Source organism: Paraburkholderia sp. XV (assembly GCF_020177535.1).
GTDB classification, from domain to species: Bacteria; Pseudomonadota; Gammaproteobacteria; order Burkholderiales; family Burkholderiaceae; genus Paraburkholderia; species Paraburkholderia caribensis.
This window is the reverse complement of record NZ_JAGUUD010000164.1, coordinates 1-13,543: the sequence shown is the minus strand read 5'-3', so window position 1 is coordinate 13,543 and position 13,543 is coordinate 1. Positions and strand designations below refer to the sequence as shown.

Here is a 13,543-nt window from a genome sequence, read left to right as displayed (position 1 = left end):
CCGCACAGGGGCGACGCGTGAAGCACGCTAACGTAACGCGGATGCCAGCGCAAAGGCATAAGACCAAAACCAAGACCAAAACCCGCCGCGCCGCGAAAGCCGCCCGTGATCCACCTCTTTCCAGCACACACATAAAACCAAACCAAAAGCAAAAGCAAAAGCAAAAGCAAAAGCAAACCAAAAACCAAACACCAGTTTGAAACACGCAAAAAAACCCCCGCGAACACCTCTCCTTTCCCCCGGTAATTTCCCGAAACACGATTTGAAAAGTACAAGCACTCCAATCGTTAAAGAAGCGGCCCTGCAGGCCGTTATCTGCAGACAGACCACAACAGGGTATATTTTGACGCGCGCGATTCCGCTAGACTGCTGTTCCTTCTCCCGAAGAAAAGCGTCGCGCGTCCCTCGCCAGCGACCGAACGCCGTTTCCCTCGTATGTGGCGGCCGCATCCCCGCCATCGAGCCGATGCTGCCCAAGTGAGCGCGTTGAAGTGCATTGAAGTCGGATCGCAATAAGGACAGACGAAATGCGGTGGTGCTACTCAAATGCATGTGTCTGGCGACGCGGCATGTCTGCCCGCATCGCGCACGCGGCCGCCCGTCCCAATCGTTTCCTTGACGCAGTCATCCTTTTTGTCGGCTGCTGCATGCTGATCGCGCACGCGTCGGCGGCCGAGAACGTGCTGCGCGTGCTCGCATGGCCGGGCTATGCCGACCCCGACGTCGTGAAAGGTTTCGAGAGCCGGTATCACGCGAAAGTCGAAGTCACGCTGATCGATTCCGATGAGGCGCTGTGGGACAAGATGCATCAAGGCAAGACACCGCAATTCGACGTGCTCGCGGCGAATACGGCTGAAATCCAGCGCTACGCACACGACAATCTGCTCGCGCCGCTCGACCTCGGCAGCCTGCCGAACACGAAGCGTCAGTTGCCGCGCTTTCGCGCATTGTCGTCGATCGCCGGACTGACGAAGCAAGGCGCCGTCTACGCAATTCCGTTCACCTATTCGACGATGGGCCTCATCTACGACCGCAGACAGGTCAGCGTCGCGCCGCATTCGATGAACGAACTGTGGAATCCGCGCTATCGCGGCAAGGTGCTCGACTACAACAGCGCGCAGCACAATTTCTCGTTCACGGCACTCGCGCTCGGCTACCCGGACCCGTTTCAGCTGAACAGCGCACAGATGCAGACCATCACCCGCAAGCTGATCGATCTGCGGCGCAATCTGCTGACCTACTACAACCTTCCGGAAGAGGCCGCCGCGTTCTTCGTGCAGCACAAGGTCGCGCTGATGTTCGGCAACTACGGCACGCAGCAACTCGAACTGCTGCGCCGCGCGGGCGCCGACGTCGGCTATGTGATTCCCGACGAAGGCGTGCTCGCATGGCTCGACTGCTGGTCGATGACGAGCGCGGCGGCGAACCGGCCGCTCGCGCTCGCATGGATCAACTACATGCTGGAGCCGGATGTCAGCCGGCTATTGACGCAGCGCCAGGGTCTCGCCAATACGCTCACCGAACCGCCCGAAAGCACGGGCAAAAGCCACATTCTCTGGATCGAGCCCGTCGAGAACATCGACAGACGCGAGGCGCTGTGGAGCCGCATCGTATCGGGCGACCGCCCGGAGCGTTTCTGATGATGCGCCACGGGCTCACCCTCAAGCTCTCGGTGCTGCTCGCGCTGATCGGCGTGCTCGCGTCCGGCACGACGGGCTATTACGCGTATCGCGCGAACCGGACCATGCTCGTGCACGAAGCGGAGCGCAGCCTGCTCACGTCGACGGAACTGCTCGGCCAGCGCTTCACGATGGCGATCAACGACATCGCGGCGGACGCCCTGGTGCTGTCCACCATGCCGTCGGCCGCAACCGTCGCCCGCGACGACGACGGCAGGTCCGTCGACAACCCGACGCGCGACCGGCTCGCGCAGGTGTTCGAGAGCTTCATTGCGCAGCATCCCGAGTATCTGCAGGTCAGGCTCATCGCGCGCAATCACTATGGGCTGGAACTGATTCGCATCGACCGCGAATCGGGCGGCACGGTGCGGGTGCAGGAAAGCGCGCTGCAGGAAAAAGGGCAGTTCGCGTATGTGTTCGATACGCTCGCGCTGCGGCCGGGGCGTATCTATATTTCGCCGATTGCCGTCAATCACGAGCACGGCGCGCACGCGGCGGAAGGCAAGCCGACGCTGCGGGTCGGCACGCCCGTCGCCGACGCGCGCGGCGGCGTGGTCGGCGTGGTCGTGATCGACGTCGATCTCGCGAGCCTGTTGCGGCTCTCGCAAGCCGATCTGCCCGCCGACTATCAGGTCTATCTGGCCAACGAATGGGGCGACTTTCTCGTGCATCCCGACTCGTCGCTGACGTTCGGTTTCGACAAGGGCAGGCGCGTGTTCATGCAGGAAAGCTTCGCGGCGACGAAAGCGCTGTTCGAGCAGTCGACCCAGCCCGTGCTGCTGAACGGTCTCACGCAACCGAACGAAGCGGCGAACCACGTATTCTCGTTCGTGCGCCGGCCGTTCGGCGAGTCGCAGGGCAATCGCTTCATCGTGATCGGCCTCGGCAAGCCGCTGCACGACGTGCTCGTCGGCGCGAACATGCTCGGCAACAGCATCGTGCGGATGGTGCTGATTTTCAGCGCGTTCGCGATCCTGCTCGCCATTCTGTTTGCCCGCGCGTTGACGCGGCCGCTGCATATCCTCGCGGACGCCGCTACGCATTTCTTCTCCGAGCACACGGTGGACGCATTGCCGCTCAGGCGCACCGATGAAATCGGCGTGCTCGCGCGCTGCTTCGACCGCATGCGCCGCGAGATCCGCGTGCAGATGGACGAGTTGCGCAGCAAGCAGCACGAGCTCACGCATCTGGCGAGCCACGACGGACTCACGGGTCTGCCCAATCGGATGCTCTTCATGCAGAAGCTGGAAGAAGCCATCGACCGGGCGCGGGGGAGCGGCGAGCGGCTCGCCGTGCTGTTCATCGACCTGAACCGCTTCAAGCAGATCAACGATCAATACGGCCATTCCGTGGGTGACGACGTGCTCGCGATCGTCGCGCGGCGCTTGCAAGACGTGCTGCATAGCGGCGACTTCGTTGCGCGACTCGGCGGCGACGAGTTCATCGTGCTCATCAGGGGCGAACGCTCTGCCGACGCGGCGCCCGCAATCGCCGCGCGCATCGTGCGCACACTCGACGACGAACTGACGATCGACGACCAGCCGATGACGGTCGGCGCGAGCATCGGCATCAGCCAGTTCCCGGCGGACGGCGATTCCGCCGAAGCGCTTCTGCTTAACGCGGACGCCGCGATGTACGCGGCGAAATCGGGCGGCTCGGGCGCATGGGTGTCGTATCGCGAGCTGGTCGACATACGGCGCGCGCGGACGGGACGCGGCAAGCGCCGCCGGAACGAGCGCGAATCCGAAAAGGTCGAACCCGCCGACGACGGCGCCGACGTCATCGCATAAGGGTTGAACAGACGCATTGGGCCGTATGGCCTTGCGCGCGGCATGGTTCTTGCAAAACGCTTGCATGTCAAAGCGGAAAGGAGAATCCGATGACCTTGGCCATTTACCTGATCGGCTGGCTGATTTTCATTGGCGGCGTGTCGTGGGCCCTCGTCACGATGCACGTCGCGCAGCACTACGTGTTGATCGTCGCTGTCATTCTGCTCGGCATCGGCGTCGTCACGGGCGCGACCCGCGCGCGTGGCCGCGACCGTTCTTCATAGCATTTCGTCGCATGCATGCAGGTCACGGCGCAGGCATTTTTTGCACGCCGCCGTGACCTGTCGTGACATGGGTTGTGACATTTCCCGACATAGTTTTTGAACTGACCTGAAGGGCAGTTTCTTCTACGATTCATTCCGTCGCCACACTGCAAACGCGAAGTGGCCCGAACCGTGAAGGACACTGCCGTGAAAACCCGCTCGCACATCTTCGCTTCGTTGTCTGGTCTGCTGAATCGCTCGTCGGCATCTGCTGTGCGTGGCGTTTCGTGCCGCATGTCGCGCCGCATCGCGCTGGCGGCGGCAGCAACGGTGATCGGCGCGAGCGCCTCGCTCGTCAGCGTGCCCGCCTGGGCCGGCTGGTACGGCCACGGCACCGCGTACACGTCGCGCGGCGAATACAACGGCGCGCACGGCGGCTACTGCAGCGGCGGCACCTGCAATCACGCGGGCGGGGTAGTGGGCCCGTACGGCGGCGTCGCGAGCAACTCGGGCAGCGTCACGCGCACGTCGCCGGGCCAGTTCTCCAACTCGGGCACGGCCTACGGACCGAACGGCCGCTCGGTCCAACATTCCGGCGACACCAGCTGCGCAAGCGGCACCTGCTCGCACACGGGCACGATGACGGGTTCGGACGGCAGGACGGCGTCGACGTCGGGTGAAGTGACGCGCAACGGCGCGGGCCAATACTCGTCGTCGGGAACGGTGACGGGCGGCAACGGCAACAGCTATAACCACTCGGCATCGACGAACTGCGGCGGCTGGACGTGCTCGCGCTCGGGTACCGTGACGGGCAGCAACGGCGGCACAGTCACGCACTCGGGCAGTGCGACGAGCGTGGCGCCCGGCGTGGTCGTGACGTCCGGCAGCGCGACGGGCACGCACGGCAACACCGTGACGACGAGCGGCACGGTCGTGCATGGCGGCGTCGTCACGACGGGCGGCACGGCGGTGGTGACGGGTACGACGACGGTCGGCGCGGCCGTCGTGGTGCCGCCGCCCGTGATCGTCCCGCCGCCTCCCGCCGTGGTCGTCGCCGCGCCTGTGCCCGCACCTGTCGTCGTGGCTCCGCCGCCGCCCGCCGTGGTGGTCGCGCCGGCTCCCGTCGTCGTGCCGCCGCCGCCCGCGCATGTCGTAGTCGTCGCTCCGCCGCCGCCCCCGCATGTGGTCTATGTCGCACCGAGGCCGCGTCCCGCGGTCTGGATTCCGGGGCACTGGATCGGCCGCGTGTGGATTCCGGCGCACTGGGCGTAAATGAACAAGGCAGACGTACAGACACAAACGGCGCGTGAAGCGCCGTTTGTGTCTGGTGTGAGAAGAGGAGGTGCGGTGAAAGCGGAAGATCAGCTCGGCTTCATGCCGTGCCCGACTGTCACGGTTGGATCGACAGGCACGGTCTCCGCAACGACGCTTGCGGGCACGAGCGGTTTGCTGCGAAAGCGCGCGCGAAGGCGCCGCCGCATCGGCTCTTCGAAATACGTGAACACGATGACGCTGAACAGCAGCGTGAACGTGAGTGGAATCCACCCGTTGCTCGCACGAAAACCCACCAGCCACGCGAGATACGCAAGCGGCACGTGAATCAGGAAAAGCGCGTAGCTCGCTTCGCCGAAACGCACGAGCCAGCGCTGATTCAGCAGCCCGATCACAGGGCGCTCCAGCAGCGCGAGGCCGAGTATCAAGGTCGCGAAGAACGGGCTTTGCGGATAGAACACGGGTGTCGTCGGCTGCCACAGCGCGAGCACGATCAGCACGACGACGGAACCCGACACCAGCGCAATGCCACGGCCATGCATCGACACGCCGCGCGTGCGCAAGGTCTGGAATGCGAGCGCCGCGCCGATGCCCAGCATGAATTCCGCGATCCGGCACAGCGGCAGCGTGCCCGCAAGGAAGTGACTGCGCGCGACCGGGAACACGGCCATGATGAACAGGATCATCAGGCCCTGCGCGACCCAGATGCCGATCAGCGTGACGACGAGTGTCGATGCGCGCATCTTCACGAAGCGCGCCAGGATCAACGGGAAAAGCGCGTAGAAAAACGCCTCGCACGACACGCTCGACGCAGGGCCATTCCACGGCTGATTGATCGCGGCGAACGGGAACCAGGCGGTGATCAGGAACACCTGGCAGATGAAGCTCACCACCAGTGAAAGATTGATCGACGTCTTCAGCGCGAACCACTTGAGCAACAGCACATCGTTGTGCGAGATGACGAGGTACGCGGTCGTGACGGATGCAATGGCGAGCGCGAACAGGATGTTCGGATAGATACGGGCGACGCGCGCGACGTAGAAGTTATGCGGACTTTGCGTCGCGAGTTCGTCGCGATACGTGTACGTGAGAATGAAGCCCGAGAGCACGAAAAAGAGGGAAACAGCCGAGCGCCCGCCGTCGACGAAATGGAAGAAAGAAACGGGCGTATTGAGGAGTTCGAGTTCGCGGTAATGCGACAGGACGACGGTCAGCGCCGCAAGAAAGCGGATGCTCGTCAGCGCAGGAACGATGCCGTTGGCCTGAGTGGTCGTCGCTCGCATTGGGCTCTCATTCTTAAAAGGATGCGCCAAAAGTTTCCGCATCGACAGTTCAGTTTAACGGTCCGCCATCACCTTCTTTCCGGTTGTACCCCCAGGTGTCGGAAAACACCGAGACATTGGCCGAGCGATCCCCGTTGCGCGTTGTGTACAGGCACTGATTCATTGTTACGACTAATGAAACACGTCCTGTCGCGAGCCGTCTCGCGATGCGTGCTGCATGGCAATTTCTGACGGTCTTTGTCCGATCCAGACAAACCCTGATTGCTGCGCCGAAAGCGCCGCTGATATCGTGCGCAGGTCATGTGGAAGCGCTTCCACTCCGGCTTTCGTTTCGTTGCTCGATTCGTTTCAGACACGCATCAAACCATTTAGCGAGAGGAGGTTCCGTGGCATACGAGGCAGTGACACCTGGCGGCGTTCAGTCCGACAGTCAGCAAAGCGATCCCTTTACGCCGTCCGCCGACTCCGTGCTCTGGCGCAAGGAATTTCTGCTCGGCGCGGCAACGGCCTCGTATCAGATCGAAGGCGCCGTCGACGAGGACGGTCGCCTGCCGTCCATCTGGGACACGTTCTCCGCGACGCCGGGCAAGGTGCTGGCGGGCGATACGGGCGCCGTGGCCTGCGATCACTATCACCGCTGGGAAAGCGATCTCGACCTGCTGTCGCGGCTCAACTTCGAGGCGTACCGGCTGTCGGTTGCCTGGCCGCGCGTGATGGACGAAGCGGGGCGTCCGAACGCGAAGGGTCTCGATTTCTATAAGCGGCTGCTCGGCAGGCTGAAGGACAAGGGCTTGCAGACTTTCGTCACGCTGTATCACTGGGACTTGCCGCAGCATCTCGAAGATCGCGGCGGCTGGCTCAACCGCGAGACGGCCTATCGCTTCGCCGACTACGCGGACCTGATGAGCCGCGAACTGGCGGGTCACGTCGATGCGTGGATGACGCTCAACGAGCCATGGTGCTCGGCGTTCCTCGGATATGGCAACGGCCATCATGCGCCCGGTCTTGCGGACATCCGCTACGCGACGCAGGCGATGCATCATCTGCTGCTCGCGCACGGCCAGGCGACCCAGGTGCTGCGCGCGAACGATCCGTCGTCGATGAAAGGCATCGTGGCGAACGTGGGGCGCGGTACGGCCGCAACGCAGAGCGAGGCGGACCAGCGCGCCGCGCATCTGTTCGAAGTGCAGCACAATGCGTGGGTTCTCGATCCGCTTCTGAAGGGCGAGTATCCGGCCGATCTCTGGGAGCTATGGCCGGGCGCCGAGCCGCTCGTGCTCGAAGGCGACCTGCAAACCATCGCGGCGCCGCTCGATTTTCTCGGCATCAACTATTATTTCCGCACCAATGTGAAGAGCGACGGCGCGCACGGCTTCATCGACGCGCCGCTGGCCGGTGTCGAACGCACGCAGATGGGCTGGGAAGTCCATCCGGACGGGCTGCGCGACCTGCTGACGGGCTTTCGCCGCACGTATCCGAACCTGCCGCCCGTCTATATCACCGAGAACGGCATGGCCTCGGACGACCAGGTGCGGGACGGCCATGTCGAGGACCCGCAGCGCATTGCGTTCCTCAAGCGCCATCTGGCCGCTGTCGATCAGGCCGTGAAGCAGGGCGTCGATATTCGCGGCTATTTCGTCTGGTCGCTGCTGGATAACTTCGAATGGGCGTTCGGCTACGAGCGGCGCTTCGGCGTCGTGCATGTCGATTACGGCACGCAGCAGCGCACCGTCAAACGCAGCGGCGAGCTGATCGCGAAGTTCATCGAGGCGCGCAGACAGCAGCGCTGATCATGACGCGCTGACACGCAGTCACAAGAAGCTGATAAGCAGTCGACCTGATAAATCGGGCCTCGAGCCTGAAGGAGACGGAATGAACAGCAGAAAACAGTGGGCGTTGAGAAGCGGTATCGCACTCGCATTGGCCATCACGGGCGTCATCGCGCAAGCGGAGCCGTTGAAGGCGAATGTGATTCACTGGTGGACGTCGGGCGGCGAATCGGCGGCGATCCGGCAGTTCGCCGACGCGTACAACCAGGCGGGCGGCCAATGGGTCGACAACGCCGTGGCGGGCGCGGACCAGGCGCGTGCGACTGCGATCAACCGCATTGTCGGCGGCGATCCGCCCACGGCTGCGCAGTTCAACACGTCGAAGCAGTTTCATGACCTGATCGATCAGGGCCTGCTCAACAACGTCGATGCCGTTGCCACGAAGGAAAACTGGCCCGGCATCTTCCCGCAATCGATACTCGACAGCATCAAGGTCAATGGCCATTACTATGCGGCGCCCGTCGATATCCACATGCCTGCGTGGTTCTTCTATTCGAAGCCGGTGTTTGCGAAAGCGGGCATTGCGGGCGACCCGAAGAGCTTCGACGAATTCGTCGGCGATCTCGACAAGCTGAAAAAGGCGGGTGTGATTCCGCTCGCGCTGGGCGGCCAGCCCTGGCAGGAGAAGATCACGTTCGATGCCGTGTTCGCCGATGTCGGCGGCCCCGATCTGTATCTGAAGGTGTATCGCGACCGTGACCAGAACGCGGTGAAATCGGATGCGTTCAGGAAGGTGCTCGCCTCGTTCAAGAAGCTGCATGATTACGTCGATGCCGGCTCGCCGGGGCGCAACTGGAACGACGCGACGGCGCTCGTGATCTCCGGCAAGGCGGGTGTGCAGATCATGGGCGACTGGGCGAAGGGCGAGTTCTCGGCGGCGAAGCAGGCGCCCGGCAAGGACTTCGGCTGTTTCCCCGGTTTCGGCCCGCGCTCGCCGTATCTGGTGGCAGGCGACGTGTTCGTGTTCCCCAAGACGGACAACGCCACCGCGATCAAGGCGCAAAACCTGCTCGCCACGGTGATGACCTCGCCGCAGGCGCAGGTCGCGTTCAGCGCGAAGAAAGGCTCGATCCCGATCCGGCCCGACGTCGACGTGAGCCAGCTCGACATGTGCGCGAAGGAGGGCATCGCCATCATGAAGGACAAGTCACGCCAGTTGCCCAACCCCGAAATGCTCCTGTCGCCTGACATGCAGGGCGCGTTGACGGACGTCATCACGAACTTCTGGAACAAGAACCAGTCGGTCGACGATGCACAAAAGGCCTTTGCCAGCGCGCTGAAGGGCTGACACGTCATGGGCACGCTCAAGTCGCATGCCTTGCCCGAGATGGCGGCCAGCCGCAGGCCCGTCGCGACGACCCGCGCGCGGCCGCTGGGCAAGCGCTGGTCGCTCGCCGCGTGGATCGCGCTGGTTCCGATGATGGTGACGGTCGTCTTCGCGTATCTCGGCACGATGCTGTGGACGGCGCGCGTGTCGCTCAGCAACTCGCGCACGTTTCCGTCGAACGATTTCGTCGGCTTCGCGCAATACGTGCGGCTGTTTCATAACGACCGCTGGCTGGTGTCGCTGCAACACATCGCGATCTATGGCGTGTGCTTCATCGTTGCGTGCCTCGTGATCGGCATGCTGCTCGCGATCTTCATCGATCAGCGCGTGATGGCGGAAGGCGTGTTGCGCACGGTGTTCCTGTATCCGTACGCGATGTCGTTCGTCGCGACGGGGCTCGTGTGGCAATGGATTCTCAACCCCGAGCTCGGCGCGCAGTCGTTGCTGCACAAGATGGGCTTCACGCATGCGCGCTTCGACTGGATCGTCGATCAGGACTGGGTGATCTATACGATCGTGATCGCGACCGTGTGGCAGGCGTCGGGCCTCGTGATGGCCGTGATGCTCGCGGGCTTGCGCGGCATCGACGACGAACTGTGGAAGGCCGCGCGCATCGACGGCATTCCGCGCTGGCGCGTCTACGTGAGCATCGTGATCCCGATGCTCGGCCCGTCGGTCTCGACCGCGTTCGTGCTGCTGTTCGTCGCCGTGGTGAAGCTGTTCGACGCCGTCGTCGCGATGACGCAGGGCGGGCCCGGCACTGCGAGCGAAGTGCCCGCGAAGTTCATTATGGACTATCTGTTCGGGCGTGCGAATATCGGGCTCGCGTCGGCCGCGTCGATCGTGCTGCTTGCGACGGCGCTCGCCATTCTGGCGCCGTTCCTCTACGCCCGCAGTCGAAGCGCGTCGCGCAAGGAGGTGTGATGAGCACGACGCTTGAATCTTCCCCTCGCGTGTCGCGGCGGCGTCATGCGCGCAAGAAGCGCTTTTCTCCGTCGCGGCTCGGCATCTATGGCTTTCTGGTTATCGCCGCGCTGTTCTTCCTGTTGCCGCTCTACGTGATGCTCGTGACGTCGGTGAAGCCGATGGACGAAATTCGCTTGGGCAATCTGCTCGCGCTGCCGGCGCATTTCACGCTGCAACCGTGGAGCGACGCGTGGCAGTCGGCGTGCACGGGGCTCGATTGCAACGGCATCCGCGTGGGCTTCTGGAACTCGGTGCGTATCGTCGTGCCGAGCACGCTGTTCTCGATCGTGATCGGCGCGATCAACGGCTATGCGCTGTCGTTCTGGCGGCCGCGCGGCGCGGGCGTGTTGTTCGGCGTGCTGCTGCTCGGCGCGTTCATTCCCTATCAGGTGATGATCTACCCGATGGTGCGCGTGCTGGCGAGCGTGCATCTGTTCAGTTCGCTGCCGGGCATCGTGATCATTCATACGATCTTCGGCATGCCCGTGATGACGCTGCTGTTCCGCAACTACTACGCGGGCATTCCGCTGGAACTGTTCAAGGCCGCGCGCATCGACGGCGGCGGATTCTGGCGCATCTTCTTTCAACTGATGCTGCCGATGTCGCTGCCCATCATTGTCGTCGCGATGATTCTGCAGGTGACGAACATCTGGAACGACTACCTGCTCGGCCTCGTGTTCGCGGGCACGCGCAACCTGCCGATGACAGTGCAGCTGAACAACATCATCAACACGACGACGGGCGAGAAGATCTACAACGTCAACATGGCGGCGACGATCCTGACTTCCGTGGTGCCGCTCGCCGTGTATTTCATTTCGGGCCGCTGGTTCGTGCGCGGCATTGCGTCCGGCGCCGTGAAGGGTTGAAGGGGCGAATATGGTTACCGTATCGAACATCGCGAACGCGAACGTTGCAAACGTCGCGGTCCGCGACCTGAAGATCCAGCTCGGCGCGAACACGGTGATCGACGCGCTCGATCTCGACGTGCGCGCAGGCGAATTCGTCGTGCTGCTCGGACCGTCGGGTTGCGGCAAGTCGACGCTGCTGCACAGCATTGCCGGATTGATCGACGTGACGGAAGGCAGCATCGAGATCGGTGGCGAGGACATGACGTGGGCCGATCCGAAAGACCGGCGCATCGCGCTCGTGTTCCAGTCGTATGCGCTGTATCCGACGATGAGCGTCGAGCGCAATCTGTCGTTCGCGCTGCGCATCAACGGCACGCCGAAAGCGGAGATCGAGCGGCGCGTGGCGCGCGCATCGGACATGCTGCAACTCGGGCCGCTACTCAAGCGCAAGCCGTCGCAGCTGTCGGGCGGACAGCGGCAGCGGGTGGCGATCGGCCGTGCGATCGTGCGCGAAGCCGACGTGTTTCTGTTCGATGAGCCGCTCTCGAATCTCGATGCGAAGCTGCGCACGGAATTGCGTCGCGAGCTGAAGCAATTGCATCAACGTCTCGGCGCCACGATGATCTACGTGACGCACGACCAGGTCGAAGCGATGACGCTCGCCACCCGCATGGCCGTGATGAAGAGCGGCGTGATCCAGCAGTTCGGCACGCCCGCCGAGGTGTATGCACGCCCCGCGAACCTGTTCGTCGCGACCTTTCTCGGCTCGCCGGCGATGAATCTGCTGAACGGCGCGCTGCATGTCCAAGGTGCGGGCGTGCGCTTCGCGGGCGCGAAACTCGATCTCGACGTGTCGCAATACGCGTTCGGGGCGCAGCCCGACTACGGCAAGCCGTGTGTGCTTGGCGTGCGGCCCGAAGACGTGCGGGTGCGGATCGGCGCGGACTCGAATCAGCGCGGGCAAGTGTCGCTTATCGAACCAATGGGCAACCACCGGGTTATCTGGCTCGATTATCATGGCACCCAGATAGCGTCGATCGATCAGGAGAAAACGCCCGTCGCCGTTGGCGATTCAGTGGCGTTCGCGATCGATGGCGCACATATATCGCTGTTCGACGAGGCGGGCGGGGCGCGCCTCTGAACGGCGCGCCCAACACTACAAGCGGACGGAGACACCGTGGCGACCCTCAAAGATGTAGCGGAGCTGGCGGGCGTGGGGCTCTCGACGGCCTCGCGCGCCATTTCCGGCAAAGGACCCGTATCGGCGGATGCAGCGGCGCGGGTGCAGGCCGCGATCGCCGAACTCAACTTCCGGCCTTCGTCGATTGGCCGCGCGATGGCCACGCAGCAACTGGGCATCATTGGCCTGTTCGTGCCGACCTTCTTCGGCTCGTACTACGGCACGATTCTCAAGCAGACCGATCTCGAACTGCGCTCGGTGCATCGGCACGTCGTGGTGGCGACGGGGTGCGGCGAGTCGACGCCGCGTGAGCAGGCGCTCGAAGCCGTGCAGTTTCTGATCGGGCGCGATTGCGATGGCGTCGTCGTGATCAGTCACGACCTGCACGATGAAGATCTCGATCAGTTGCACCGGATGCATCCGAAGATGGTCTTTCTCAACCGTGCGTTCGACGCGTTGCCTGATGCGTCGTTCTGCGCGGATCATCGGCGCGGCGGTGAGCTTGCGGCGGCGACGCTGCTGGAGCACGGGCACCGGAAGATTGCCGTGATCTCGGGGCCTTATACGGCATCTGACAATATCGAGCGGCTTGACGGTTTCTTCGATGAGCTGGCGCGTCACGGCATTGCGCGTGAGTCGGTGCCGTTGATCGAATCGGACTTTTCGCCGGAAGGCGGGTATGCGGCGACGTGCCAGTTGCTTGAATCGAACGTGCCGTTTACGGGGCTTTTTTGTGCCAACGATACGATGGCTGTCAGTGCGCTGGCGCGGTTTCAGCAGTTGGGGATTTCGGTGCCCGGCGATGTGTCGGTGATCGGTTATGACGATGATTATTCGGCGGCTTATTCGGCGCCTGCTTTGACGTCGGTGCATATTCCGACTGCTGAACTCACACAGAATGCGGTGCGCTGGCTTATCAACCAGTGCTATGGGACGAAGTGGGATATCTTTCGCGAGTTTCCGGTGACGGTGTCGATGCGGGCTTCGGTGGGGCCGCCGAAAGCGGCGTGAAAATTTGCCGGTGGTTTGGTTTTTGTCTTGCTGGTATTCGCGATTTGCTTTTGCTTTTGCTTTTGCTTTCGCTGGCATCCGCGTTACGTTATCTAGCTTCACGCGTCGCCCCTGTG

General features: G+C 63.1%; 12 protein-coding genes. 11 read left to right on the top strand and 1 reads right to left on the bottom strand.

What is annotated here, in order from left to right; genetic code table 11:
* The 5 genes from KFO72_RS38645 to KFO72_RS38625 form a co-directional block, all read left to right on the top strand.
* The coding region (locus KFO72_RS38645) for a hypothetical protein (protein WP_225034285.1) at positions 1-200 on the top strand (200 nt) is incomplete at its 5' end.
* A 327-nt stretch (positions 201-527) separates the two neighbouring features.
* Complete coding sequence (locus KFO72_RS38640; protein WP_412101829.1) at positions 528-1,640, top strand: extracellular solute-binding protein; 1,113 nt, start codon at positions 528-530, stop codon at positions 1,638-1,640.
* Positions 1,640-3,469, top strand: coding sequence for a diguanylate cyclase domain-containing protein (locus KFO72_RS38635; RefSeq protein WP_225034284.1), 1,830 nt, complete (start codon positions 1,640-1,642; stop codon positions 3,467-3,469). Before KFO72_RS38640 ends, KFO72_RS38635 begins: the two co-directional genes overlap by 1 nt.
* Before the next feature lie 89 nt (positions 3,470-3,558).
* Positions 3,559-3,732 carry a hypothetical protein gene (locus KFO72_RS38630; protein ID WP_007744500.1) on the top strand — a complete coding sequence of 58 codons (174 nt, stop codon included), beginning with the start codon at positions 3,559-3,561 and terminating at the stop codon, positions 3,730-3,732.
* Positions 3,733-3,918: 186 nt separating this feature from the next.
* Positions 3,919-4,983: a hypothetical protein gene (locus KFO72_RS38625; protein WP_224100513.1), complete on the top strand. Its 1,065-nt coding sequence runs from the start codon at positions 3,919-3,921 to the stop codon at positions 4,981-4,983.
* 89 nt (positions 4,984-5,072) lie between these two features.
* On the opposite strand, the gene KFO72_RS38620 is transcribed toward KFO72_RS38625, so the two are convergent.
* On the bottom strand, positions 5,073-6,266 hold the full coding sequence (locus KFO72_RS38620) for an acyltransferase family protein (RefSeq protein ID WP_225034283.1): 1,194 nt from the start codon (positions 6,264-6,266) through the stop codon (positions 5,073-5,075).
* A 386-nt stretch (positions 6,267-6,652) separates the two neighbouring features.
* Between KFO72_RS38620 and KFO72_RS38615 the strand changes: the two genes are divergently transcribed.
* The 6 genes from KFO72_RS38615 (at position 6,653) to KFO72_RS38590 (ending at position 13,427) form a co-directional block, all read left to right on the top strand.
* Positions 6,653-8,056, top strand: coding sequence for a GH1 family beta-glucosidase (locus KFO72_RS38615; protein ID WP_225034282.1), 1,404 nt, complete (start codon positions 6,653-6,655; stop codon positions 8,054-8,056).
* An 82-nt stretch (positions 8,057-8,138) separates the two neighbouring features.
* The gene (locus KFO72_RS38610) at positions 8,139-9,383 is read left to right on the top strand and encodes an ABC transporter substrate-binding protein (RefSeq protein ID WP_054934766.1); all 1,245 of its coding nucleotides are present in this window, start codon (positions 8,139-8,141) and stop codon (positions 9,381-9,383) included.
* Positions 9,384-9,389: 6 nt separating this feature from the next.
* Positions 9,390-10,346 carry a carbohydrate ABC transporter permease gene (locus KFO72_RS38605; RefSeq protein WP_412101828.1) on the top strand — a complete coding sequence of 319 codons (957 nt, stop codon included), beginning with the start codon at positions 9,390-9,392 and terminating at the stop codon, positions 10,344-10,346.
* Entirely contained in the window at positions 10,346-11,254 is a 909-nt protein-coding gene (locus KFO72_RS38600) for a carbohydrate ABC transporter permease (protein ID WP_060602888.1), read from the top strand. The genes KFO72_RS38605 and KFO72_RS38600 overlap by 1 nt, the downstream gene beginning before the upstream one ends.
* Positions 11,255-11,264: 10 nt before the next feature.
* Entirely contained in the window at positions 11,265-12,377 is a 1,113-nt protein-coding gene (locus KFO72_RS38595) for an ABC transporter ATP-binding protein (RefSeq protein WP_225034281.1), read from the top strand.
* A gap of 36 nt (positions 12,378-12,413) precedes the next feature.
* Positions 12,414-13,427, top strand: coding sequence for a substrate-binding domain-containing protein (locus KFO72_RS38590; protein ID WP_225034280.1), 1,014 nt, complete (start codon positions 12,414-12,416; stop codon positions 13,425-13,427).
* Positions 13,428-13,543: the final 116 nt, after the last annotated feature.